This is a genomic window from Devosia sp. UYZn731, from assembly GCF_040546795.1.
Lineage (GTDB): Bacteria > Pseudomonadota > Alphaproteobacteria > Rhizobiales > Devosiaceae > Devosia.
The window spans coordinates 728,033-750,817 of the sequence record NZ_JBEPOL010000001.1; the positions used below are offsets into that span (position 1 = coordinate 728,033).

Annotated in this window: 25 protein-coding genes; 7 read left to right on the plus strand and 18 right to left on the minus strand. The window is 62.1% G+C overall.

Going from position 1 to position 22,785, the window contains the following annotated elements; all coding sequences use genetic code 11:
* Positions 1-49 precede the first annotated feature (49 nt).
* Positions 50-568, plus strand: coding sequence for a GrpB family protein (locus ABIB57_RS03355; protein ID WP_354038416.1), 519 nt, complete (start codon positions 50-52; stop codon positions 566-568).
* Here the strand turns inward: ABIB57_RS03355 and ABIB57_RS03360 are convergent.
* Together ABIB57_RS03360 and ABIB57_RS03365 are read right to left on the minus strand one after the other, a co-directional pair.
* Positions 565-1,152 carry a HupE/UreJ family protein gene (locus ABIB57_RS03360; RefSeq protein ID WP_354038418.1) on the minus strand — a complete coding sequence of 196 codons (588 nt, stop codon included), beginning with the start codon at positions 1,150-1,152 and terminating at the stop codon, positions 565-567. The genes ABIB57_RS03355 and ABIB57_RS03360 overlap by 4 nt on opposite strands.
* A 111-nt stretch (positions 1,153-1,263) precedes the next feature.
* Entirely contained in the window at positions 1,264-2,577 is a 1,314-nt protein-coding gene (locus tag ABIB57_RS03365) for a hemolysin family protein (RefSeq protein WP_354038420.1), read from the minus strand.
* Between the two features lie 154 nt (positions 2,578-2,731).
* Between ABIB57_RS03365 and ABIB57_RS03370 the strand changes: the two genes are divergently transcribed.
* Positions 2,732-3,298, plus strand: coding sequence for an NADPH-dependent FMN reductase (locus tag ABIB57_RS03370; protein WP_354038422.1), 567 nt, complete (start codon positions 2,732-2,734; stop codon positions 3,296-3,298).
* A 3-nt stretch (positions 3,299-3,301) separates the two neighbouring features.
* Here ABIB57_RS03370 and ABIB57_RS03375 read toward each other — a convergent pair whose 3' ends face one another.
* Complete coding sequence (locus ABIB57_RS03375) at positions 3,302-4,126, minus strand: hypothetical protein (protein WP_354038423.1); 825 nt, start codon at positions 4,124-4,126, stop codon at positions 3,302-3,304.
* 349 nt (positions 4,127-4,475) lie between these two features.
* Between ABIB57_RS03375 and ABIB57_RS03380 the strand changes: the two genes are divergently transcribed.
* The gene (locus ABIB57_RS03380; RefSeq protein ID WP_299730081.1) at positions 4,476-5,615 is read left to right on the plus strand and encodes a DUF2336 domain-containing protein; all 1,140 of its coding nucleotides are present in this window, start codon (positions 4,476-4,478) and stop codon (positions 5,613-5,615) included.
* Here the strand turns inward: ABIB57_RS03380 and ABIB57_RS03385 are convergent.
* From ABIB57_RS03385 to ABIB57_RS03395, 3 genes are read right to left on the minus strand one after another with little or no spacing between them, the layout of a single operon-like run.
* Complete coding sequence (locus ABIB57_RS03385; protein WP_354038424.1) at positions 5,612-5,950, minus strand: DUF1491 family protein; 339 nt, start codon at positions 5,948-5,950, stop codon at positions 5,612-5,614. The two genes, ABIB57_RS03380 and ABIB57_RS03385, sit on opposite strands and share 4 nt — an antisense overlap.
* Positions 5,950-7,110, minus strand: coding sequence for a peptidoglycan-binding domain-containing protein (locus ABIB57_RS03390; RefSeq protein ID WP_354038425.1), 1,161 nt, complete (start codon positions 7,108-7,110; stop codon positions 5,950-5,952). The genes ABIB57_RS03385 and ABIB57_RS03390 overlap by 1 nt, the downstream gene beginning before the upstream one ends.
* Entirely contained in the window at positions 7,107-8,882 is a 1,776-nt protein-coding gene (locus tag ABIB57_RS03395; RefSeq protein WP_354038426.1) for a PAS domain-containing sensor histidine kinase, read from the minus strand. Before ABIB57_RS03395 ends, ABIB57_RS03390 begins: the two co-directional genes overlap by 4 nt.
* Before the next feature lie 376 nt (positions 8,883-9,258).
* On the opposite strand from ABIB57_RS03395, the gene ABIB57_RS03400 reads away from it, so the two are divergent.
* Both ABIB57_RS03400 and ABIB57_RS03405 read left to right on the plus strand, forming a co-directional pair.
* Positions 9,259-9,555 (plus strand): hypothetical protein, encoded by a 297-nt coding sequence (locus ABIB57_RS03400; RefSeq protein ID WP_354038428.1) that lies wholly within the window; start codon positions 9,259-9,261, stop codon positions 9,553-9,555.
* Between the two features lie 469 nt (positions 9,556-10,024).
* On the plus strand, positions 10,025-10,564 hold the full coding sequence (locus tag ABIB57_RS03405) for a hypothetical protein (RefSeq protein WP_354038429.1): 540 nt from the start codon (positions 10,025-10,027) through the stop codon (positions 10,562-10,564).
* 66 nt (positions 10,565-10,630) lie between these two features.
* On the opposite strand, the gene ABIB57_RS03410 is transcribed toward ABIB57_RS03405, so the two are convergent.
* Together ABIB57_RS03410 and ABIB57_RS03415 are read right to left on the minus strand one after the other, a co-directional pair.
* Entirely contained in the window at positions 10,631-11,980 is a 1,350-nt protein-coding gene (locus ABIB57_RS03410) for a hypothetical protein (protein WP_354038430.1), read from the minus strand.
* A 184-nt stretch (positions 11,981-12,164) separates the two neighbouring features.
* Positions 12,165-13,514 carry a PQQ-dependent sugar dehydrogenase gene (locus ABIB57_RS03415; protein WP_502914338.1) on the minus strand — a complete coding sequence of 450 codons (1,350 nt, stop codon included), beginning with the start codon at positions 13,512-13,514 and terminating at the stop codon, positions 12,165-12,167.
* Between the two features lie 223 nt (positions 13,515-13,737).
* Here ABIB57_RS03415 and ABIB57_RS03420 point away from each other — a divergent pair, with 223 nt between their 5' ends.
* Together ABIB57_RS03420 and ABIB57_RS03425 are read left to right on the plus strand one after the other, a co-directional pair.
* Entirely contained in the window at positions 13,738-14,457 is a 720-nt protein-coding gene (locus ABIB57_RS03420; RefSeq protein ID WP_354038431.1) for a spermine/spermidine synthase domain-containing protein, read from the plus strand.
* A 25-nt stretch (positions 14,458-14,482) separates the two neighbouring features.
* Positions 14,483-14,908, plus strand: coding sequence for a SufE family protein (locus ABIB57_RS03425; RefSeq protein ID WP_354038432.1), 426 nt, complete (start codon positions 14,483-14,485; stop codon positions 14,906-14,908).
* Positions 14,909-14,915: 7 nt separating this feature from the next.
* Here the strand turns inward: ABIB57_RS03425 and ABIB57_RS03430 are convergent, their stop codons facing one another.
* From ABIB57_RS03430 to mbhE, 10 genes are all read right to left on the minus strand, one after another.
* Positions 14,916-15,674: a DUF6456 domain-containing protein gene (locus ABIB57_RS03430; protein ID WP_354038433.1), complete on the minus strand. Its 759-nt coding sequence runs from the start codon at positions 15,672-15,674 to the stop codon at positions 14,916-14,918.
* Positions 15,661-16,047 (minus strand): helix-turn-helix domain-containing protein, encoded by a 387-nt coding sequence (locus ABIB57_RS03435; RefSeq protein WP_354038435.1) that lies wholly within the window; start codon positions 16,045-16,047, stop codon positions 15,661-15,663. Before ABIB57_RS03435 ends, ABIB57_RS03430 begins: the two co-directional genes overlap by 14 nt.
* A gap of 212 nt (positions 16,048-16,259) precedes the next feature.
* Entirely contained in the window at positions 16,260-16,682 is a 423-nt protein-coding gene (locus ABIB57_RS03440; RefSeq protein WP_299730052.1) for a Ros/MucR family transcriptional regulator, read from the minus strand.
* 125 nt (positions 16,683-16,807) lie between these two features.
* Complete coding sequence (gene mnhG, locus ABIB57_RS03445; RefSeq protein ID WP_354038436.1) at positions 16,808-17,158, minus strand: monovalent cation/H(+) antiporter subunit G; 351 nt, start codon at positions 17,156-17,158, stop codon at positions 16,808-16,810.
* A complete protein-coding gene (locus ABIB57_RS03450; RefSeq protein ID WP_354038437.1) occupies positions 17,158-17,472 on the minus strand; it encodes a cation:proton antiporter in 315 nt (104 codons plus the stop codon). Before ABIB57_RS03450 ends, mnhG begins: the two co-directional genes overlap by 1 nt.
* Complete coding sequence (locus ABIB57_RS03455; RefSeq protein WP_354038438.1) at positions 17,469-17,948, minus strand: Na+/H+ antiporter subunit E; 480 nt, start codon at positions 17,946-17,948, stop codon at positions 17,469-17,471. The genes ABIB57_RS03450 and ABIB57_RS03455 overlap by 4 nt, the downstream gene beginning before the upstream one ends.
* Positions 17,945-19,507, minus strand: a complete 1,563-nt coding sequence (locus ABIB57_RS03460) for a proton-conducting transporter transmembrane domain-containing protein (protein ID WP_354038439.1) — start codon at positions 19,505-19,507, stop codon at positions 17,945-17,947. Before ABIB57_RS03460 ends, ABIB57_RS03455 begins: the two co-directional genes overlap by 4 nt.
* A gap of 36 nt (positions 19,508-19,543) precedes the next feature.
* The gene (locus ABIB57_RS03465) at positions 19,544-19,921 is read right to left on the minus strand and encodes a Na+/H+ antiporter subunit C (RefSeq protein ID WP_354038440.1); all 378 of its coding nucleotides are present in this window, start codon (positions 19,919-19,921) and stop codon (positions 19,544-19,546) included.
* A complete protein-coding gene (locus ABIB57_RS03470) occupies positions 19,918-20,334 on the minus strand; it encodes a Na+/H+ antiporter subunit B (protein WP_354038441.1) in 417 nt (138 codons plus the stop codon). The genes ABIB57_RS03465 and ABIB57_RS03470 overlap by 4 nt, the downstream gene beginning before the upstream one ends.
* Entirely contained in the window at positions 20,331-22,691 is a 2,361-nt protein-coding gene (gene mbhE / locus ABIB57_RS03475; RefSeq protein WP_354038442.1) for a hydrogen gas-evolving membrane-bound hydrogenase subunit E, read from the minus strand. The genes ABIB57_RS03470 and mbhE overlap by 4 nt, the downstream gene beginning before the upstream one ends.
* Between the last annotated feature and the right edge of the window lie 94 nt (positions 22,692-22,785).

The following is a 22,785-nucleotide window of genomic DNA, read 5'->3' on the forward strand; positions in this document are numbered from 1 at the left end:
GTTGCCTTCGACCGCGCCCCAAGGGCAAACTCCTCTTGAGGAGATTGGCATGAACGAGAAGAACCAATGGGGCCTTGGTCTGCGCAAGGGCATCGTGCTCTTGGTCGATCACAACCCCGACTGGCAGCAGGCTTTCGCTGAAGAAGACGCACGCATCCGCGCCGCTGTCGGCCCCATAGTCATCGACCTGCAGCATTTCGGCAGCACGTCCATTCCCACCATCCGTGCCAAGCCCATCCTCGATGTCATGCTCGGCATCGCAGACTTTGATCAGGGCCCACTGCTAGCGCCAGTCCTTGCTGGCATCGGCTACGAATACGTTGCCAATGCCGGAGTGCCGAACCATGTGTTCGGCAAGGGCGAGCCTCGCACACATTTGCTGCATGTCGTCGCCCATGACGGCCCCAAATGGCACCGCAATATCCGCTTCCGGGACCGGCTGCTGGCCGATGCCGCGCTGGCGCGGGACTACGAGGCTCTCAAGGACCGCCTGGCCGTGGAGTTTGCCGATAACCGCGCCGCCTATACGGACGCCAAGCAGAAATTCATCGACGCGGCGGTGGCTTAGAGCCAGCCGAACAGCACACCAATACCGCCAAGCGCGAAAGCGCCGCCAGCGATCCGAGCGACCATTGCTCCATGTTTGCCAGCCAGCTTGCTGACGCCCAGCGCCGCGCCAATGCCGGCGCCATGCAAAGCCGCCGTGGCTGCCACGAAGCCGGCGGCATAGAGCAGCCCACCGGCGCTTTCCGGCATTTCGGCGCCATGGGCGTGGCCATGGAACACTGCAAACACCCCGACCAGCGCCATGGCGCCAGCAACGGGCATTGGCGCCTTCAAGGCCGCCGCCCCACCGATCACCACACTGGATAGCGCAATCCCCAGTTCAACGAATGGCAGGTCGACGCCATTGATCCCCAGCGCGAAGCCAACCACCATCATGGCAATAAAGCTGAGCGGCACCAGCCACAGCGCGCGCCCGCCCAGCACGAAGGCAAAGACGCCGACCGCTACCATGGCCAGGATATGATCCAGCCCGCCAAGGGGATGCTCGAAGCCATGCACCAGACCCACTGCGTGCAGCGGATCGGGATGAGCGAACACCATAGTGGGGAACAGGGCGAGAAAAACGAAGACCAGAAAAGTGCGCATAGCATTCCTTCCGCGGGCTGTTACGCCCGCGTCGATGTTACAGCCCATCCCACACTCGCAAGTCGAACTTGCCAGCAAATCCTGCCTCTGGCAACGCGCCGTCGCTGCAAATTACTTGGCCGTCACCTTGGGTGCTATTTTGGCCGCGACCTTGGTCACCAACAATTGGTTGAGCCTGGTGCGGTCGGCATCGACCACCTCGAACACAAAACCCGACTCTTCGACCTTATCGCCCTTGCGCGCCGCCCGGCGCAGCCGGTGCACGATGAAACCGCCAATGGTTTCATAGGGTCCTTCGGGCAGTGTCTTGAGGCCCAACGTGCGGGTAACATCCACCAGCGGCGCCACGCCATCGACCAGCCAGCTCAGGTCGTCGCGCCGCAGGATGGCTTCCTCCTCGAACGGATTGGCTAGCCCGTGCATCAGCGCGCCCATCAAATCCTTGAAGGTCACCGCCCCAACGACCAGCGCATATTCGCTGACGACCAGCGCAAAGCCGGTGCTCTGGGCCTGGAACTCGGCCAGCACTTCCCAAATATTGAGGCTGTCGGGCACGCTGAGCACGTCGCGCCGTGCTTTGCCGAAATCGATCGGTCCCGGCTGCTCGATCGAGGTCGCCAGCACGTCCTCGGCCCGCACGCACCCGATCACCGCATCGATGCCGCCATCGCAAATCGGATAATAGGAGAACGGCCGCCGCTGCACTTTCTCCCGCTGCACCTCCGGCGGATCGCGCATGTCGAGATAGACGATATCGTCGCGGATGGTCATCACCGAGGTGACGCTGCGCAGTTCCAGCGCCAGCACGTTCTCGATTAGCCGGTGCTCATTCTTCATCAGCGCGCCCGAAGCCTCGCCGCCCGCCAGGATCATGCGGAAATCCTCGGTCGTGACGTGATCGTGCGGCACCGCCGGATGCAGATCGAGCCGGGCGATGATCCAGTCGGAAACGCCACTGAACACCCACACCAGCGGACGCAGCACAATCACCGCATATTGTGGAAACCAGCCCACCGACAGCGCCACTTCCTCGGGGATCAGCAGGGCAATCCGCTTAGGCACCAGATCGGCAAACAGCACGAACAGCGCCGTGACCACGCAGAAGGCGACGATGCCCCCGGCATTGGGCGCCATCTCCCCGGCGCCCAGCCGAACAAAGATTTCCGAGAAGATTGGCCCGAGGAAACCGTCACCGACCACGCCGGCCAGGATGGAAATCGCGTTGGTGCAGATTTGCAGCGCGGTGATTACCCGCCCTGCATCCGCCCGCAACGCCACAAAGCGCTGCGCCTGCCTGTTCCCCGCTTCCGCCAGCGCGCGAATGCGCACTTCGCGCGCCGCCGCAAAGGCAATTTCCGACAGCGAAATGACGACACTGACGCCGATCAGGCCGATGATAATGAGCAGCCCGACCAGCGGAGTCATGATGTCAGTTCCGTTCCTAGGCGCTCAAGCGGCAGCGCTACTGCAGGGATGCAATCTTAACACGGCCCCCTAGGCGGCGTCATGGTGAACGCATCCGAACCGGAACGAATGCCGCCCGCCGCACATTCTTCCTGCCTCAACATCGGAGAGCACCATGAGCGAGCCCCATTCAGTCGCCATCGTCGTTGGTAGCCTGCGGGCTGCCTCCCTCAGCCGCAAGACAGCCACGGCGTTGATGGCGAAGGCCCCTGATGGACTGCACTGCCGCATCGTCGAAATTGGTGACCTGCCGCTCTATAACGAGGATCTCGAGGCTAACGCCCCCGCCACCTGGACGCGTTTCCGCGCGGATATCGCCAGTTCCGACGCCATCCTGTTCGTCACTCCGGAGTATAACCGCTCGATGCCAGGCGGCCTCAAGAACGCGCTCGACGTCGGCTCGCGCCCGGCCGGCAAGAGCGTTTTCGATGGCTTGCCTGCCGGCGTCGTCAGCATCACGCCCTACAAGCTGGGCGCTTTCGGCGCCAACCACCACCTGCGCCAGACTTTCGTCTTCCTCAACCTGCTGCCGATGCAGCAGCCCGAGGCCTATATCGGCGGGGCCGGCGAACTGTTCGATGAGACCGGCGCGCTTATCAACGAAGACACTGCGGCCTTCCTGGCCAAATTCATGACCGCGTTCGGGCGCTGGGTCGGCATCGTCCGAGCCAATCCAGCCTGACGCCTACTTCAGGTCCACGTGCTCGACGCCGTAGTTGCGCGAACCGTAGCGCGACGGAATCACCGCCTGCTGACTACCGATGATGAGCCCCTGCCCGCTGCAGAAATCGCCGCGAGTGGCGCGATCGAGATAGACCTTCATCTGCGCCAGCGCATCGTCCACCGCCAATGACTGCTCATGGGGCGTTTCAACCAGCAGATGGTTCAGCGCGTAGTCGTAGGATTGGTAGCGATAATCCAGGGCCCTTACGAACCAGTTGATGTGCATGTCGTTCTCGGCACGCCGCGCGGCGACGTCCCGCCGGACATCGGGTTCCAGCCCGCTCAATCCGTCCTCGGCAACGCCGCGCTGGCGATCGACCTCCTGCACCTGGCAGATCGAGATGAAGGTCGTCGGTATCGTATCGATATCGGCCTGGATATGGCGACCAACGGTCGAATAGCGCGTTCGTGACGATCCGTAGTCCGCCCGCTTCAGCCAGGTGTAATAGCGGTCGATTGAAAACCGCAGGTCGGTCTCGCCAGTGATTCTGGTGCGCTGCAGCTCCACGGCGACATCGTAGAACCAGTCCTTGGCATGCGGCGCGACCAGGAAACGCCAGACGCGGTTGTGCATCTCCTTTTCCTGATCGGTCTGATTGAAATTGGAAACCGGCTCATGATGCCCCTTGGCCAGCGAGTTGCCTATGGTGGGCATCATCACGTCGTGGGAGAAGCTGGGATCGGCCCGGCCGAAATCTCCCACCGGGCGCGAAACGCAGCCCGCGGCCAAAGCCGCGACACCAATGATGACCGCGGCGCCGAAAAACTGGCGGAGACGTTCAGACACGCTTGCGCTTTGGTCTTGGCGGATCGATGCGATTGTTCGGCGCCACAGGCGTACCGCGCTCATACCGTACTCCGGTAAAAATAAGAATCTGGGCGTTCCCTGCTGGCTGCAAAGCTCCGCTGGCGGGCCGGCGGCGACTATCGAATTTGACGAGCTTTCCCAAGCTTGCCTCCAAAAATGCAGTTCTTCCGTCCCTACCGGAAGCAACATGTATCAAAATGACAGCGCGCGACGCCCCACACGCCTGTGCATTAAGAGATCGTCAAGGTTAACAGTCTGCTAACGAATTGCCGGCAAGAGTATAAATGCGCCTAATAGAGGTGCTCTCTGAGTCGACGGTCCCCAAAACATGCTTGGTTTTCAACCTTACGAAACCTTCCAACTCCTGATCGAAACCGGCGGTGTGGACCGCACCAACACTTTGCTGATCGCAGCTTGCGACGCTTATGCGCGCCGCGGCCGGCCCACGGCGCCCGAGGCCGAGCAGTTCGAAGCCCTCGCCACCCGTCTGTTTCCCATTGCCGGCCCGCAGGCTCGTGCCAAGGGCGCCGCCATCCTGGGACGTGCCGAAGCCCTCTCCCCGGTGCTCGAAGCGCTGGTAGTCGAGCACATCGGCGAAGATCTCAACGGCTTTCTGGATGCCGCTCCCGCGCTGTCTGAAGCGACCATGCTGGATGTGATCGCGCGTCACGATATCGCAGCGGCGGCCACCATGGCCCGTCGCGCCGACCTCACCAATGTGGTGCTGGCCAAGCTGTTCCAGATGAACTCGCGCAAGGTGTACCGCGCCTTGGCCGCCAACACAGCCATCGTGCCACGGGGCGCCTATCTCAGTGCCTTGGCCCGCTCGGCCCAGATGGACTACATGGTCGCCGAATCGCTGGCTGGTCGTGACGATTTCGACGCGGCGCTTCTGGCACCGGCCTTCTTCGACCTTTCCGACGATCATCGCATCAAGGTGATCAAGGCCTTTGCCAATCGCCAGACCCCGGTCGCGCCAATCAAGAAGACCATCGAGCAGATTACCGTGGCGACCCAGGGTCTGACCAAGGCGCTGATGAAGCTGTTCTCCGAAAATCGTCGCCCGGAAGTCACCAAGCTGTTGAGCCAGATCACCGGCCTCGACGAAGTGCGGTGCGGCCAGATTGCCCACGACGTCACCGGGGCTTCGCTGTTCGTTATCCTGCGCGCCTTCGGGTGCAGCGCCTATGACGGGCTCAAGGTGCTGATCCACGCCACTGCACATGACAGCGAGCGCTCGCGCGCGCTTGCCGATTTCGCCACCATGTTCGGCAGCGTCGAGCCTGACGCCATGGCCTATCTGATGAGCGCCTGGCGCGGCGAAGTGAACCTGCTGGAGCTGGCCAAGCCCGAATACAAGCCGTTCACCGAAAGCAGCCGCCGTACGCCATTGTCGGCATCGCAAAACCCGGTGATCAACCAGACCATCGAGGCCCTGGCCCGCATCGGCGTCAAACGCGCCAGCTAAGCGATCACGTCGATCCCGACATCGTCGCTGCGCAGGTCGATGCTCAGCACCCAGAAATCGGGGTCGAACCTTGCTTCCTGGGCAATGCGGTCGCGAACCTTGCCCGGCTCGACGCGGGCAAACCGGCGCTGAAATACCAGCCCCGCCGTATCATCGGTGCGGCTGGCCAAAGGGGCCGGCGTAAACAGCGAGACGCTGCCATTCAGGTGATCGACCTCGATCCACACCTGTCCAGCGATGGGGTCGCCGAGGCGTGAGACCACGCACATATGGCCCAGATCATTGTGCCGCCGCACAAAAGCGGCGCACCATAGGTCGCTGCGCAGCGCGCTCATCAGATCGAGGCGCCGGCGTCTCGTAGCAGACCCACCAGTTGGGGGTTCACTTCGCCAGTGGGGGCGTAGTTGTGGAAAATCTCGAAGGCGCGGATAGCCTTGGCGGTTGCCTCGCCGGGCTTGCCGTCGATGGCGCCCTGCAGGAAGCCCAGGCTCGCCAAACCACGTTGGACCTGTTCGATTAACTGAGCATTGCTGGTGGGGGTAGCCGCCGCAGCAGGGGCAATTGCGGCCTGCCGGGTGGCTTCCGGCTGCGGTATGATAACGGCGGGGGGAGCAACTGGCTCCAATGAAGCGACATGCTGCACCGGCGCCGGCATCGGCTGGGCCGTAGCGGCCATCAAGGGTAGCGCCGCCGTCGGCCGAAGAGTTGCAGTCGCAGGGGTGACGCGGCTACCATCGACAGCTGCGACGATCGAATCAATCGTCTGCGCCGCCGAACTGGTCACCGTGTCGAACGCGTCTTCCACCGGCGTCGGGGCCTGTACGGCGTTGACTGGTGCCAACGGCATCGGCGGCAATTGCACCTTGGCCGCGCGAATCGTGCGCACAGGCGCGGGCTGCGGCGCGACTTCGGCCACCTGCACGCGTTGCGGCGCCATGCCCATGGTATCGGCGCGCAGAATCGCGTCGACCAGGCCGGGCGAGATGGCGCCGGTGGGCGTCATGCCGTTATGTTCCTCGAACGCCCGGATCGCCCGAGCCGTCATGGGTCCGTAAAAGCCATCGACGGTGCCATCGAACAGTTTGAGTTCGGTCAGCTTCTTTTGCAGCTCGAAAACCTGGGCGTTGCCGACGGGGGCATCGGGCACCACGGGCGCAGGCTGCGCCACGCTGCTGGTGGTTTCCTGAGAAATCGGCTGCGGCACTTCGGCTTGGCGCAGTTGTGGCAAAGCCGGCGCTTCGGGCACCTGCTCGATAGCAGCCGTCTCCGGCACGTCGGGGGCTGGGGCAAACAACGGCGCGGGATGACGCGCGGTCTGGAAATACAGCGCATTGCTGCCGGCCAGCGCCGTCAGCGTCACCATGGCCAACAGGGCCGTGGAGGCAAGAGGGGCTCGCATATAGCGCGAGAACGTCCAGAGACCGGCGCGGCTCAGCGAGGCCGCGACAGCGCCACCAGCCAGCAGTGGCAGGCGTGTGAGCGTGGAATCCGTCATTGCGCTTTTCTTTTTTCGTTTTGCCATGGGGTCGCTTGCAATGGGGCCGGTTCACGATGCAGCGGCGTTACCACTGCACTGTCCTCCGTCTTTATTGCCGGACCGTTTATAGGAAGTAAAACTGTCATGGTTGTCCCTGCCCCAATTTCCGACATCGCCCGCAAGGTGCCCTCGTGCAGATCGACCAGACCCTTGACGATGGACAGGCCCAGCCCCGTGCCTTCATAGCGGCGCGACAGCCCCTCATTGGCCTGGAAGAACGGCTCGCCGACGCGCTGCAGCGATTCAGGCGCCATGCCGATGCCGTTATCGGCCACCGAGATATTCAGACTCTGCCCTTGGCGCTTCATGGTCACGGTCACGGTCCCGCCGTCATGGCTGAACTTGATGGCGTTCGACAGCAGGTTCAGCAGCACTTGGCGGCAGGCGCGTTCGTCGGCCACCAGCGCGGGCAGATTGTTGGCGATATCGGCAACAAGCTTGATATTACGCTCGCGCGCCAGCCCCTCGACCATTTTGAAGCATGTTTCGACAAGGGTATCGGGGGCAAATGGCTCGGTCTGCACTTCGAACTTGCCGGCCTCGATCTTGGACATGTCGAGGAGCATGCGCACGACTTCGAGCAAGTGCTTGCCGCTTTGGTGGATAAGGCCGGCATATTCCTTGTGCGTCGGCGACAAGTCGCCGCCAATGCCCGTAGTCATCATTTCGGAGAAGCCCACCACCGCGTTCAGCGGCGTGCGCAGTTCATGCCCGATGGTGGCGAGGAAATGCGACTTGGCGTTGGAAGCGTCTTCGGCAACGCGCCGCGCTTCCGTCATGGCGGCTTCGGTGTCCTTGCGCTCGGTCACATCGCGAAACAGCGCCACGACTTCGTGCCGCTGGTCATTCGAATCGGGATCGATCACCGGCGACAGGCTGATTTCGACCCAGATGAAATGGGGCACGCGTGGGCTGGACCGAGGATCATCCTGGCGCATCCGCACTTCGATCATGCGCGTCTTGCCACCCTGATTGGCATCGGCGAAAGCCGTCAGATAGCTGGGCCGGTCCAGCACATGCAGCCGCTCGCCAAGCCCGGAGCCGGTCAGCTCATAACGCGGGCAGCCGAACAGGGCCTCCGACGTCTTGGAAGCGAGCAGCACTTCGCCGCTACTGGAAAACCTCAAAACCGCGTCCTGCACATGCTCGATGAGGTGCCGGTACGCTGTTACTTGGGACCGGTCGTAAACTTCATAAGCGGCGCCAATCCGGTTGGCCGAATGAGCCACGATCCCGGCGCAAACGGTGAAAGCCAGCACGCAGGTGGCCATCAGCGGGGCCACGCCAACAGCGATCGCCTGCAACCCAAAGCTTGAGGCGATGAATGCCAACATGCCGATGCCGGCGAGCGCTACCCAGCTCTGGCGGCGCATGACGTTACGCGCCAGCAGCGAGGCATGGACCGGCCCCAATACCGCGATGGCAAGGCCCGCATCGGCCAGGTGAGGGTCGGCCAGCGTCAGGATCAACCCGATAGCCATGATGGCATACACTTGCGCCGCGACGGCCTGCTCAAACTGGGCGCGCTGGTGCATGGCGAGGCTGATCATGCCGGCGGCCAGCCCGATCGCCGCGATGACGAATGGCAGTGCCGTGCCCATGACCAGGCAGATGATGGCTGGCAGCATGAGGATCGCGCTGGCGATAATGCCGAGGCGCGCATTGGTGGCGAGAGTCTTGCGCCGCAGCATTTCCGGTCGGTGACCGGAGCCGGCGACGGCTAGGCTCATCTCTTTGCTCGCGCCGAAAGAGAACAGGCTACGCATACACAATACTCACTTCCACGACGCCTTGTACTGCTGTGCCAATCAACGCCGCACAGGCAGGCATTCGCCTGCAATTGCCTGAATTGGATTCAGGTCTTGTTGGTGATCACACTGCGTCCGACACACTAAGACGGCCTTAAATGCGACACTCCCCAAGCTCGATCGAGGGCCCACAACGCGGCCTTTCCCCGATTAGCGTAAACAAGGTCTTGCCCTGACCCAGCAGGACATCGTGGGTATTTGTTTCAAATTTTATCGAATTGGCGCAGCAGCGCTTAAACCGGGCTGCCTAGCTTGGTGCGGCAGGACGAGTTCGCCTGCCTCTGATTCGGATAAGACGATGTTTTTGGTGCGTTCAGTGTTTTGGCTACTGGTGGCCTATATGGTGATCCGGCCCGGGATGGATTTTGATCCCCATGCCGCCGCCAATCAGGCCATGGTCGCTGGCCAGCAGCTTGTATCCGAACAGGTCGATGCCATTCAGTGCGATAATTTGCAGTGCTTCGGGGGCAAAGCCGTGCTCGCCTCCGTGCTGCCCAGCCTTCCAGATACAACGCCAGTCGGCCCCACCATGCAGGAGCAGCCGACAGGCAAGGATGTGCCATACCCCATGCCACGTCTGCGCCGGGCGGGATAGCGAGCGGCCAAAGCGCTCGCCAACAACCCAGGGCTCGCGTCTTCCCCAGACGCCCAGCGACCCTGGCCCCTGCCGCAAGCACGCTGCCCCGTGCTTGCGGCTTTTCTTTTTCGTGCAAAGACCATCGCGTCGCTAGGCCCAAGCCTAGTCTATGTCTGGCACCAAGGGCCCAACTTCGTGGCCGGGGGTCGGAGCAAAGTCGCGCACATTGTTTAAACCGGCGCCGATTAACAGCGCAGCACTTTTGTGCGCCGCCGCCAGTCGATTTTGCACACTAGACAATATAAAATTTAAATCAAACCGTATCTATTAATCACATATTGCATAGGTAAGGTTAATAATCGTTTACCCGCAGTACTACATAGTTAAGACTTCCTTTATTTTCGGACATCTGCGCATCTCTGCTTACCCATGGCGAGGCCGCGGGATGGGGAAACCCTGCGTCATTGTTTAAATTAAGGGAAGAGTTATGCGTACCATTTTAATCGCCGCAACCGTTTTGGCTTTTGGTGTAACCGCTGCAAATGCAGCCAATATTGCGTTGCTCACCAAGCCTACCGTTTTCTTCGCAGGCCACAATGATCTGGCCGTCGATCAGCACGGGCTTCTGAACGACTCGACAAAAACTCAGACTAACGCGGCCGGCTACAACTGGCTCAACGTCGGCCAGAACGGTGCACGCAATGCTTCCAACGTGAACCAGACCGCACTTGATGGCGTCAACCTGGGCGGCACCTACCAGACCGGCGTGCTCAACAACGCACAGTTGAACCAGCAAGCCCTTAAGGGCTTCAACGAGGCCGACATCGACCAGTTGGGCCTGTTTAACCAGGCGCAGACCAACCAGTTGGCCATCAATGGCGGCGAAAATTACTCGGCCACGATCCAGACCGGTATTGCCAACCTGTCGCTGACCAACCAGGCAGCAGCTGGCGGCGGCAACAACTATTCTTCGGTCAGCCAGTCTGGCCTTGGCAACGTCTCGACGACGACCCAGATTGCCTACTGATCCATACTCGAAAAGCAATACGGCGGGGTCCTGCCCCGCCGTATTGCCTTAAGGTGCGTCTGACGCTCAGAACTGGCCGGTATAGGATACCGTCGGCGTAAAGCTCCACATTGGCGCAAAACTCAGCGAGTGTGCCGTCTGCGATGACGCGCTATAGTTGAGAGTACCGTCGTCGGTGCCCGCATAGGTATTGGTGGCCGAGGCGACCGAGCCATCCCGCGCCACTGATGCGACACGCGACAAATAATCGACAGTACCCCCGAATGTCAGTTGGCGGTTGGACGCCAAGGCAACGGTAATCGACGGCGCGAGCTTGGCCGACCAGGCCACACCATCAGCCTCCATGCCGATGCCATTGGCGTTGTTGACGGTGGTCAGCGGCACGGATGTGGGCGCCCCACCGGCGATGGAGTAGCTTTCGCGGCCCTCCATATTGTCATGCACATAGTAGACGCCGCCCTCGACGCCCAGTGAGAATGTCATGTTGTCCGCAATCGGCTTGCTGAGGTTAAGACCGACCACGCCGCCGAAATAGTTCGAGGTCAGTTGCTCGTCGCGAGCCATCGAATAGGTCGGGAAGGTCGTCGCAGCAGGGCTCGCCTCGGGGATGTCCACGCTGATGGTGGTTTTGCTCGATTGGTCGAGCAGCCGATAGCTGGGTCCGGCATAGCCTTGAACAGCCATTCCGCCTGTATTGGTGGACATGGCAACGCTTAGATCGGCGCCCGTATAGACGACATTGCGCCTGACATTCGTCGTTATCGCGAGCCCGGTCAAATCACCCGCTGCGAAAAATACGCCACCATCCGACGCAGCCACTGCTGCATAAGCGGCGGCGCTGTTCACGGCGCCCTGCTGGGTCACAACACCGCCCAAGGCGAAGCTATTGTTGCCGGCCGCAACGGAGGCGGCATAGTTGTTCACGACCCCACCCGCATTGACTGGATTGTTTACGTTGATCGCCTCGCCACCACCTTGAGGATTGGTATGCGTGATAACCGAGCTCGCAGCGGAGTTGCCCGGGGCGCTGTTGGTCGTCAGCACGACATTGGCGTTTGCCGGCGTCGTATAGCCACCGATGGCGACTGTACCCGGACCGGTGAAGGTGTCCACGACCGTTGAATTTGACTGACCGATGGTCGCAAAGCTGGACAGGCCGATCGCGGCGTCGAAAGCGCCGAACTTGCCAACGCTCAGGCCCCCGCTCAGCCCGAAGGTTGCGCCGACACCGCCGCCGCCTACTGACGAGGACGTCGCCCCCGGAGCCCCAAAGGCGATGCCTTTGTCGATATGGGGCATGGTGAAAAACGTCGCGCCAAGCGTGGCACCGAACGCACTCGCCGGAGCATCCTGAGCGAAAGCCGCAGTAGACGCCAGAGATGCCGACAGCAGCACGGCGTACAATTTCACACTCATCTACTCGACCCTGGATTAACTTTTATGGTTAATTCAAAGTGCAATAGAATGGTTAATCGCTACTTAAATTACGATGGCTGTTTGAAAAATGCTTTTCAGTTGCTGGCCTGCGTGTCACATTGCTACTGAGCATGACGAAGAAAAACCCGGGCACCACCCGGGTTTCACTGTAATAATTGGTTAACTACTGTTTGGTGACTCGCCAGATCGTGCCGCTGCCATCTTCGGAAACGAACAGCGCACCATCTGGCGCCACCGCGACACCCACCGGACGCCCCCAGACACTGTTGGCATCGATCACGAAGCCGGTCATGAAGTCGTCATAGGTACCGTCAGGCTTGCCGCTGGCGTCGAAATTCAGATGCACCACCTTATAGCCGGTGCGCTGGCCGCGGTTCCACGAGCCGTGCATCGCGACAAATGCGTCACCCTTATAGTCGGCGCCCCAGGCATCATTGTCATAGAAGGTGATATTCAACGGCGCCGAGTGCGCCTGGAACTGCACGTCGCCGACGGTGACCTTTCCCTTCAGGTCCTCGCGCGGATTGTCTTTCCACCGCGGATCTGGGTTGTCGCCATTGTAGTACCAGGGCCAGCCATAGAACGCGCCGTCCTTCACCGAGGTGGCGAACTCGAACGGGACGTTGTCGCCCAGTTCATCGACATTGTTGACCACGCACCATGGTGCGCCGGTCGATTGCTGGATGGTCATGCCGGCGCAATTGCGCAGGCCGGTAGCGAAGTAGCGCTCATTCTTCCCATCCGGGTCGAAGGCCAGCACCGCCGCGCGGCGTTCTTCCTCGCCCCAGGCAACACCGAGCGGATGGGCTGACGCCCAGGCATCGACGCCACCCTTGGGTTCGGGGTCCATGGTGCCGTCGCCGACATTTGAGCCAGAGCCGACCGAATAATACATCGTCTTGCCATCCGGCGAGAATGTCACGTCGCGGGTCCAGTGATGATCCGGGTTGATATTGTCGAACAGCGTCTCGGGCGCGCCGCTGGCTTTCATGTCGCCGCTTTTATAGGGGAAGCGCTTCAAGCCGTTGCTTTCCGCCACATAGACCCATTGAGGATCGTTGCCCGCTGGATAGAACGCCACGCCGTAGGGCTGGTTGAGCCCCTCGGCAAACACGCCCTCCGAGGCCGGTTTGGCCGCGCCGTTCTCGAAATGATAGACCAGCACATTGCCGGCTTCCGAATTGCCCACGAACAGGTCGCCGTTGGGCGCGAAGCGGATGGCGCGCGGATTTTCGATGCCGCTGGCCACCATTTCCACCTTGAAGCCATCAGGCACCTTGGGCATTGCGCCCTCGGGCATGGGTACGGTGGAGGGCGAATTGGATGCCGACTTAGTCAGGTTCGGCGCTTCCAGGTCGCTGGGCACGAGATGCCGGGTCACGCCGGGCGCATCTTTTTCCCAATCGCCATAAGCGTCCTTGCCGGTCAACGGCGCGGCGTCCTGCGCCATGGCCGCCGCTGCTGTCATCAGCGCACCCAATGAGAGTGTGCCTGCAAATATCCAGTGTTTCATGAGAATTCCCTCCGCCTTTAGGATTGTGTCGAAGCGCGCCGAGCAATGGCTGACCTGCTCCAGTCAACATCAAGCTGCCCATCGCGGTTGGGTTGCGCCCTTCGCTGCTCCTGGTGTTCAAGAACCGGTGAGGCTTCCTCGGTCCGGACGCGGCTTTTGCTTGCGCCGGACCACGCACCGCCGATAGAGACAGGGCACAAATCTTCTCGTCGAAAGCGCCGCCGTGAACCCCTGGGTATTGATCGATACCGTGCCGCTGCCCGATGGCCGTGGCGACATCCGCCTGATCCAGCGGGCCGACGAATTCTCGATCATGCTGGGCACGATCGCGCTGATGAACAGCCGCCTCAGCGGCTCCGAAGAAGCCATGGCCGGCCTGTCCTGGGCCCGCATCAAGGATCGCCCTAAAGCGCATATGCTGATCGGCGGGCTGGGAATGGGTTTCACCCTGCGTGCCGCGCTCGCCGAACTGCCGGCAACGGTCAAGATTACCGTTGCCGAACTGATGCCTGCTGTTGTCGCTTGGGCGCGCGGGCCGATGGCCCCCATCTTTGGCGACTGCCTCGATGATCCGCGCGTCGATATCAAGGTTAATGACGTGCGCCGCGTCATCAATTCCGCCAAGGCGACCTACGACGCGATATTGCTCGACGTCGATAACGGCCCCGATGGGCTAACCGTCGAGACCAATGACGCGCTCTACAGCATGGCCGGCCTCAAAGCGGCCAAGGCGGCGCTGCGTCCGGGCGGCGTGCTGGCAATCTGGGCCTCGGCGCCCGATCGCGCGTTCACTCAGCGCCTGCAACGCGCCGGCTTCGCTGTCGAGGAAGAACGGGTCCGCGCCAATGGCAAGAGCCGGGGCTCGCGTCATGTCATTTGGCTTGCGACCAACACCCCATCGCGACCTGTCGCGCCAGTCCGACCGAAGCCGTCTGGAAGTTGAGCCACGGTTGCACTAAGTACAGACCATGAGCGAACCCCAAGCCTTCCAGGACATTGCCGAAAACCTCTCCTTCCTCGACGATTGGGAGGATCGTTACCGCTATCTGATCGAATTGGGCCAAGCCCTGCCAAAGCTGACCGATGCCGAAAAGACCGCCGAGAACAAGGTCAACGGCTGCGTCTCCCAGGTGTGGTTGGCAGCGCAGACCGAGCCGCGCGATGGCCAGACGATGCTCAAGTATCGCGGCGAGAGCGATGCCATGATCGTGCAGGGCCTGGTCGCAATCCTCTTGGCGCTCTATTCCGACCGCCCGGCCAGGGAAATCGCCGAAACCGACGCTATCGCGCTGTTCGACAAGATGGGCCTGCGTGAACACCTGACCACCCAGCGCTCCAATGGCTTGGTCGCCATGGTCAACCGCATCCGCAACGAGGCCAAGGCGCTGAGCTAGAGCGGGGTTAGTCGCCGAACAGCGGCAGTCTCGCCTCCAGCCAGCCGCCGACCCGTCCGCTCTCATTTCCACGCGCATGCGCCGACAATCCCCAATACACAGCAAGCTGCTCCAGCCCGATCCTCAGCACCATCTTGGCACTACGACGCGGCCAGCCCCTTTCGGTCTCCACCGTCTGCAGCCCTTTGAGCAGTCCGCACACATCAAACACCACGCCCCGGCAATCGGCTGGTAGCAGCGCAGCCACCGCGTCGAGCTTGCGCCGCGCATCGACGGCGCTGTCCGACAGGTCATTGGCCGCCGCCGGCCCGCCGCCACCCGCGATACGGTTGGCGTCGTAACTCATCGTCATTCGTGGGCTGAGCCGCGCCCGCTCCACCAGTTTCCGCACCCGCTCACCCGCCGCGACCTGATGCGCCAGCAGGAAGGCCACCTCCCCATCCCGCGCCACCGCCAGCCGCGCCAACGGACTTTCATCCAGCGAATACAACACCGATGGCGCCACGTCGGGCGCGGCCTCGGGCGGCAGATCTCTCTTGCCGCGTCCCTCGGCCGCCAGCCAATCGCGTGCTCGCGGCCCGGCTACGCAGATCGCCTCGCTCAGCATCAGCACCCCTGCCCCGGCGAGTTCCGCCGCCGCTCCGCGATCGAGCCGTGCTACTCGATCCGTCCGTTCGACCGAATAGCTGCCATTTTCAATCCGCGCCGCATGGTCGGGCAGCAACGCCCGCACGAACCGCAGCGCACGGACATCAGCGCGTGCCATGATCGTCCGCTCCTACAGCCGCCTCGATCCGAAGTTCGAGCGCCGCCACGGCGTCGTCGAAACTGCGATCATCGCGCATATCTTCCATCAACGCGCAGGCATATGAGACTGTTGTCCTATCTCGGCCGAAGATATCCCCTACTTCCTGAAGGCTGCGCCCCAAGGTCACATGGCAGAGATACATCGCCAATTGCCGAGCCCGCGCAGCACCCATCCGGCAGCGTGATTTGTGCATCAGCAGACGAATCGGAATACGTTTCTCCTGTGCAACCAATGCGATAACCGTATCGCACTGCGCGTCGTGGCCGTGGGCCAGCCCAGTGACGCTACGGCTCGAGCGCCCGTCACCAGCGTTCCCCATCATCTCGTACATCGTCAGTCTCCACCGCAATCAAGGAATTTATTCCTACACATTGCGGTCGAGAAAGCCAGACGGGGATAAGTGGGATAGCTTAATTTGTTTCCGGCCGGACGGTCGTGAAAATCAAACGGCCGCTCACTGAGCGGCCGTTTGATCGACAGAACAAATCCCGCCGCATCGGTCCTTGGGGACGGCGGCGGGGCAGTATCCGGGAAAAGCGCCCGTCAGCTTGCCTTGCGGCCGAGGCCATTATCCTTGGCGAGCTTGGAGCGGGTTGCCGAATAATTGGGGGCAACCATCGGGTAGTCGGCCGGCAGGCCCCACTTCTCGCGATATTCTTCGGGCGAGAGGTTATAGTGCGTACGAAGATGGCGCTTCAGTGATTTGAACTTCTTGCCGTCTTCGAGACAGATGATGTAGTCGGCCGCAACAGACCTGCGGACCGGGACAGCAGGCTTCAACTCTTCAACCGGAACCGGTGCTTCGTTGGTCTGCAAGGCACGAAGGGCGCCATGAATTTCGGCGATCAGCTTGGGCAGATCGGTCGGGCTCACGGCGTTATGGCTAACATAGGCTGAGACGATTTCAGTGCTGAGTTCGATCAAGTCGCTCTCGTAACCGGTCGCCGCGCCAGCGGTGTCGTTCATAATTCAACCTTTCATTGTTTTTATTGGGCCGGGACGAGGGCAGTCGAGGCCATGTGTTTTTGTACGGTTCTTTACTGTTCCGTGCAACCCGGCATGTCAAATTAACATGTTACCAACTACCTGGATTAATTGTCGCGGGCCGCCTTATTTACAATATCGAGGTCGTTGCTGACAGTGATCTGCCCCGGCCGCCCCCCGGATTGATAATGTGCCCGCGCGAGCAGATGGGCCGCTACTGGGGTGGTCAGCAGCAAAAACGCTATACCGATCAGCGCCCGCACTGTTATGGCCCCGTCAAACGACACCAATGCCACCGCCAGCAAGATCATACCCCCGCCAACGGCGCCCGCCTTGGAGGCGGCATGCATGCGCGTATAGAGATCAGGCAGGCGCAGCACACCCAAAGCTGCAATAAGGCTAAATAAAGCGCCGGCCAGCAGCAGCACAGCGCCGGCATAGAGCGCGATTTCGGCCATCACGGTGCTTGCTCCTGATTCGATTGTTCAGCAACAGGGCGCGAGCGCATCAGGATATAGCGGGCAAAAGCGATGGTCGCCAAAAATCCCAGCAGGCCGAGCGCGATGGCGATGTCGAGATAGAGCGTAAATCCGGTGCGGATCGTCAGCGCGCCGACAAAGCCCAAAGCCACCGTTGTCAATAAGTCCAAAGCGAGGACGCGGTCCGCCACAGTCGGTCCGATTATGATTCTTATGGTCGAAAGCAACAAGCCGGCACCCAACAGCACCATTGCGATCAGACTTGCCGTCGCTATTGCCTCTGCGCCGCTCATGCGAATACCGCCATGATGCGCTTTTCAAAGCCTTGGGCGATCCCTGAGATCAGCCTGGCACGGTCCTCGAGTATCAGCACATGGACATAGAGCACACTCTTGTCGTCGGACACGTCAATGCTGAGCGTTCCTGGCGTCAGCGTGATTAGATTGGCCAGCAGGGTGATTTCGAGATCCGATTTCACCGTCAGCGGCACTGCCACGATGGCTGGCCGCAACTGCGCCCGCAGGTTCGGCGCCATCACCACCAGTGCCACCTTTATGGCGCTGAGCAGCAGTTCGTGGAGGAACACCACCGCCAGCAGGATCGCCGGAATGACCCGGCGCAGGCCGCTTGGCTGGCCGATGCGGCCACGCAAAAGGAGCAGTGACGCAAGCGCGATCGCCGCACCCAGCAGCAGGTTTGGCCCACTGAAATTGCCGGTTAGAGCGGCCCAGAGCAGCGCCAGCACTATCGTCAGCAGCGCGAAATTCATGGCCCGCCTCCTGCCAGCCCGACGGCGGCGATATATCCGGCCGGCTCGACAATGTCGCCTGCGCCGCTCAGGGCCGCCTGGAACAACCAGTCCGGCCACAGCCCTGCCAGTACGATTACCGCCACCAGCACCACCACCGCACCAAAGCCGAACCAGCGCTCACGTACCGGTAGCACGTTCAGGAGCTCGCTCCGGTATTCGGAATGCTGCCCCTCCTGCCCTTCGCGCCAGAAGATATGCGCCCAAAGCCGCGTGCCGGCGATCAGCGTCAGCACCGCATTGACCAGTAGCGCGAAAACGATCGTCAGGCTCAACCAGTCCACGCCCGCTTCCCCTGCCCCGCGCAGGTCGGCATCGCCCAACCCGCCCTCCAGCAATAGCAGCTTGGGCCAGAAGCCCAGGAACGGCGGCACGCCGGCCACCGCCAGCACCAGGATGAAGAACAGGATGGAGACCGGGGCATGCGCCGCGTAAAGCCCGCCCATCTTGCGGGTGTCGATTTGGCCGGTCAGCTTTTCCACCAGCCCGGCCACCAGATACAGCGCCGTCAGCGTCAGCATGGCGTGCACGATATAGAGTCCTGCGCCGCCGACGCCGTGCAGGCTCGGCATGGCAATGCCCGCCATGATGGCGCCGATACCGCCGATCACCAGAAAGCCTATGGCCCGCCGCAGATTGGTCTCCGCGATTGCGCCTAGCGGCCCGATCACCAGCGTGGCAATGGCCAGCGCCGCCAGCACCCAATCAAGCTGTTCGCGCGCCGCCGGCAGCAGCATAACGAGCACCCGCAGCATGGCATAGGCGCCGACCTTGGTCAGCAGGCCCGCCATCAGCGCTGAAACCGCGGCCGGCGGCGTATGATAACTGGCCGGCAACCAGGCATTGAGCGGAAACACCGCCGCCTTGATGCCGAAGGCAAGCACCATCAACGCAGCCACACCGGCTATCGCCGCAGGGTTGGCACTGGGCGCGCGCCCGATGATATCGGCCATATTGAGCGTGCCGACCAGCCCGTATAGCAGCCCGAGCGCCGCGAGGAAAAAGCTGGTGGCGAGAAAATTGATGAAGCCGTATTTGACCGCGCCATCGAGCTGCAGCGGTCGTCCGCCCAGCACGATCAACCCGAACGAGGCAATCAGCATGACCTCGAACCAGACATAGAGATTGAACAGGTCGCCAGTCAGGAACGCCCCGCTCACCCCCGCCAGCAGCAGCAGCACCAGCGGATAGAACCCATCCTCCGCCCGTTCTCCGAGGGAATAGACCAGCACGACCAGCGTCACCAGGGCCGCCGCCAGCGCAAAGCCAGCCCCGAACATATCGACCGCGAAGCTGATGCCGAATGGCGGCAGCCAGCGCCCCATGGTCATGCTCAGCGGTCCACCATCGAGCACCCGCTGCACCAGCAAGACGTCGCAAACGATGATCGCGACCACGCCCACCAGCGCAATGCCGGCCCCGGCGCGCCGCAGCATCAGCGCCAGCGCGGCCCCGAGCAGCCCCAGCACGACGGGCAGCACGATGACCCAATCGGCCAGCGCCGTGGTTCCGGCAAACATGGCTTTGGAAAGGTCGAAAATAGCGCTGCCCCTTCCCTAATAGCTCAGTGGCGGACGCGGGGCGTCCTCCGGCTCAGCCAGCCGCATGCTATCGGTATTGTCGGCGTCCATCGCCTGATAGGCCCGGAATGCCAGCACCAGCAGAAAGCTGAACATGGCAAAGCCGATGACGATGGCCGTCAGGATCAGCGCCTGCGGCAGCGGATTGGCAATGGCGCCCACTGGCTGCTCCAGCCCGCCCGGTACGATTGGCGGCGGGTCATTGCTGATACGGCCAGCGGTGAAAATCAGCAGGTTGATGCCATTGCCCAGCACCACCATGCCCAGCAACATGCGGATCAAGGAGCGCGACAGCAGGAAATAGATCGCTACCGCGATGAACACCCCAACGAGGCCGGCGAGGACGAAGTTCATGGTCCATCCTCCGCCAGCGCCAGCATAATGGCCGCAATGGCGCCGAATACCACCAAATAGACGCCGATGTCGAAAATCATCGGCGTCGACAGCGGCACAGTGACCTCCCCGAGTGGCCAATAAGCCCAGATGCTGGTCAGGAAGGGCGAACCGGTGAACATTGAGGCCAGTCCCGACAGCGCCGCGATGACGACGCCGAACCCGGCAATGGCGAGCGGATCAACCCGCAAGGCCTGGCGCGCCGCCGTTGTGCCACCCGCAATGCCCAACACGGCAAGGGCTGCCGCCGCGATCAGCCCACCGATAAAGCCGCCGCCCGGCGCATTGTGACCGCGCAGGCAGATGAACACCGAAAAGATCAGCATGACGGTCACGATCGGCCCCGCCATGGTGCGGAAAATCAGCGTGTTCATGTGCTCGCCCCCCGGCGCCGCAACAGCGCCAGAATGGCAATCCCCGCGCCCAGCACCACCGAGATTTCGCCTAGGGTATCAAAGCCGCGATAATCGACCAGGATGACATTGACGATATTGGCTCCGTGGGCGATGGGCACGCTGGTGGTCGCAAAGAAATCGCCGAGGCGCGGATCGAAGGCTCCTGCGAGCACGACCATCAGCAACAGGCTGACACCGGCGCCGCCGACCACTGCCAGGGTGCCGTCGCGTGCCAGATCCTCGAACTGGCGGTGATCGGCCTCGTCCAACTTGAGCCGCGTCATCACCAGCGCCAGGATGACGACGGAGAGGATTTCCACCATGAACTGGGTGAATGCCAGGTCCGGTGCACCGAATGACAGGAAAATCAGCGCTACCGCCGCCCCCTGCACACCGAGCGCCAGGATCGCCACCAGCCGGCTGCGGGCAAACAGCACCGCACCCAGACCCACGACCGCCAGCGCCAGCACTGCCCATTCATGCACCTGCAAGTGTGGCCAGGCCAGCTTGGCCGACCAATCGCCCAGTTCAGCATTGGGCAGCAGCGCTTCGAGGCCACCCATGCCGAAGACCGGCACCAGCACCGCCAGCGCAAAGCCGGCAAACACCAGCACCAGATACAGCTCCAGCCGCCCGTGATGCAGCAGCCGCGTTATCGCTCCGGCGAAACGGATCAGCCCGAACATGGCGACATCGAAGCCGTGATCGAAGGTCCATCCCAGCGCCGTGCCAATCCGGCGCAAGATGCTGCGGATCGCCGCCATCTGCAGATGCACCAGAATGCCCAGCGCAATGGTTGCTGCCGATAGCCACAGCGCCGGGCTGGTGAAATCGACCGCCGGGGTAAGGTGGCTTTCCGCCGCCACGCCAAGCACCGCGGCGATCGTCGGCACCACGATATCGTGCCCCAACCGACCAGCGTTCAGCGCCAGCAGTATCCCCGCCGCGCCTAGCACCACCGGCCCCGCCAGCATGGCGATCGGGGCCTCATGCGGCACCTTCGGGCTCGGCAATAGGGCGCCGAGGAACGGCCGGATCGCAATGCTCAGCGCCACGCCGGCCAACAGCGCATTGCCGATGACCAACACGATCACCACCAGGATCTGCGGCCAATCCGGCCCCAGTAGCCCCAAATACATCTCTTCCTTAGCGAGGAACCCGGCAGTCACCGGCAGCCCGACCATTGACAGCGCTGCCAGGGCCGCCGCGATGAAGGTAACCGGCATCGGATCGCCAAGGCCACCCAGCGCCACGATATCGCGGCTGCCGCTGCCGTGATCGACATTGCCGACCACCATGAATAGCCCGGCTTTATACACTGCGTGCGCGATGAAATAGAGGATCGCCGCGGTGATTGCCAATTCGGTGCCGAGCCCAATCAGCAGCACCAGCAGCCCGAGCGAGGCAATCGTGCTCTGCGCCAGCACCTGTTTGAGATCGGTCTGGCGGATCGCCCCCAGCGCGCCCCACAGCAGCGTAAAACCGCCAAACGCCACCAAGGTTATCGTCCAGGCCGGTGTTCCGCCCAGAAATGGCGTCAGCCGCAGCAGCAGGTAGACCCCGCCCTGCACCATGGTGGCCGAATGCAGAAACGCCGACACCGGCGTCGGCGCCTCCATGGCGTTGGGCAACCAGAAATGAAACGGAAACTGTGCCGATTTGGTGAAGGCGGCGGCGAGAAACGCGATCAGCACCACCGGGTAAACCGGGTTTTGGCGCATCGCGTCGCCAAAGTCGCGCAGCCCGCTCAGGTTCCACTGCCCGGTCAATTGCTGGGCGAGGATCACGCCGAACAGCAGCCCCATGCCGCCGATATTGGTTACCACCAACGCCTGGATCGCGCCGCGCCGCGCCGCCTGCCTGGAATGGTCAAAACCGATCAACAGGAATGACGTTACCGTGGTCAGCTCCCAGAAGCTGAACAGCGCCAGCATGTTGTCAGCCAGCACCAGCCCCAGCATGGCGCCCATGAAGGCCAGCATGAAGCCGAAAAACCGCCCCAGATGCTGATGGCCGCGCAGATAGGCGCCCGAATAGATCAGGATCAGCGTACCGATCCCCGAAATCGCCAACGCAAAGGTTAGGCTCAATCCGTCGATGAAAAACGACAGGGTCAGCCCATAGGCCGGCACCCAGTCAATGCCCGCCTGCACGAAGCGGTGCGCGGCGATCGGTTCGACAAAGCCGAGCAGGAACACAAAGACCGCAGCGGGAACCAGAGCTAGAACCCAGCCCGCGAACGGGGCAGCAATGCGCTGCACCAGCGGCGCCAGGAGGGCAGCCGCGAATGGCGCTAGCGCCATCAGCACTATGCTGGCGTCGAGGGACAGTCCCAAATCATGGCTCTCGCATTGACCGATTCTGAAGGCCGGCCCGCAATCAAACTAGCGGCTGGGCAGTCAAGGACAAGTCAAAACGGGAGCATGCGAC

Excerpts from the sequence above, each read along its gene's own strand:
- ABIB57_RS03465 (WP_354038440.1), bottom strand. The coding sequence starts at position 19,921 with ATGAACTTCGTCCTCGCCGGCCTCGTTGGGGTGTTCATCGCGGTAGCG.
- ABIB57_RS03360 (WP_354038418.1), bottom strand. The coding sequence starts at position 1,152 with ATGCGCACTTTTCTGGTCTTCGTTTTTCTCGCCCTGTTCCCCACTATG.
- ABIB57_RS03395 (WP_354038426.1), bottom strand. The coding sequence starts at position 8,882 with ATGAGCCTAGCCGTCGCCGGCTCCGGTCACCGACCGGAAATGCTGCGG.
- ABIB57_RS03370 (WP_354038422.1), top strand. The coding sequence starts at position 2,732 with ATGAGCGAGCCCCATTCAGTCGCCATCGTCGTTGGTAGCCTGCGGGCT.
- ABIB57_RS03410 (WP_354038430.1), bottom strand. The coding sequence starts at position 11,980 with ATGAGTGTGAAATTGTACGCCGTGCTGCTGTCGGCATCTCTGGCGTCT.
- ABIB57_RS03470 (WP_354038441.1), bottom strand. The coding sequence starts at position 20,334 with ATGAACACGCTGATTTTCCGCACCATGGCGGGGCCGATCGTGACCGTC.
- ABIB57_RS03435 (WP_354038435.1), bottom strand. The coding sequence starts at position 16,047 with ATGTACGAGATGATGGGGAACGCTGGTGACGGGCGCTCGAGCCGTAGC.
- ABIB57_RS03430 (WP_354038433.1), bottom strand. The coding sequence starts at position 15,674 with ATGGCACGCGCTGATGTCCGTGCGCTGCGGTTCGTGCGGGCGTTGCTG.
- ABIB57_RS03415 (WP_502914338.1), bottom strand. The coding sequence starts at position 13,514 with ATGAAACACTGGATATTTGCAGGCACACTCTCATTGGGTGCGCTGATG.
- ABIB57_RS03440 (WP_299730052.1), bottom strand. The coding sequence starts at position 16,682 with ATGAACGACACCGCTGGCGCGGCGACCGGTTACGAGAGCGACTTGATC.
- ABIB57_RS03405 (WP_354038429.1), top strand. The coding sequence starts at position 10,025 with ATGCGTACCATTTTAATCGCCGCAACCGTTTTGGCTTTTGGTGTAACC.
- ABIB57_RS03450 (WP_354038437.1), bottom strand. The coding sequence starts at position 17,472 with ATGAGCGGCGCAGAGGCAATAGCGACGGCAAGTCTGATCGCAATGGTG.
- ABIB57_RS03355 (WP_354038416.1), top strand. The coding sequence starts at position 50 with ATGAACGAGAAGAACCAATGGGGCCTTGGTCTGCGCAAGGGCATCGTG.
- ABIB57_RS03455 (WP_354038438.1), bottom strand. The coding sequence starts at position 17,948 with ATGAATTTCGCGCTGCTGACGATAGTGCTGGCGCTGCTCTGGGCCGCT.
- ABIB57_RS03385 (WP_354038424.1), bottom strand. The coding sequence starts at position 5,950 with ATGAGCGCGCTGCGCAGCGACCTATGGTGCGCCGCTTTTGTGCGGCGG.
- mnhG (WP_354038436.1), bottom strand. The coding sequence starts at position 17,158 with ATGGCCGAAATCGCGCTCTATGCCGGCGCTGTGCTGCTGCTGGCCGGC.
- ABIB57_RS03380 (WP_299730081.1), top strand. The coding sequence starts at position 4,476 with ATGCTTGGTTTTCAACCTTACGAAACCTTCCAACTCCTGATCGAAACC.
- ABIB57_RS03400 (WP_354038428.1), top strand. The coding sequence starts at position 9,259 with ATGTTTTTGGTGCGTTCAGTGTTTTGGCTACTGGTGGCCTATATGGTG.
- ABIB57_RS03460 (WP_354038439.1), bottom strand. The coding sequence starts at position 19,507 with ATGTTTGCCGGAACCACGGCGCTGGCCGATTGGGTCATCGTGCTGCCC.
- ABIB57_RS03425 (WP_354038432.1), top strand. The coding sequence starts at position 14,483 with ATGAGCGAACCCCAAGCCTTCCAGGACATTGCCGAAAACCTCTCCTTC.
- ABIB57_RS03390 (WP_354038425.1), bottom strand. The coding sequence starts at position 7,110 with ATGACGGATTCCACGCTCACACGCCTGCCACTGCTGGCTGGTGGCGCT.
- ABIB57_RS03365 (WP_354038420.1), bottom strand. The coding sequence starts at position 2,577 with ATGACTCCGCTGGTCGGGCTGCTCATTATCATCGGCCTGATCGGCGTC.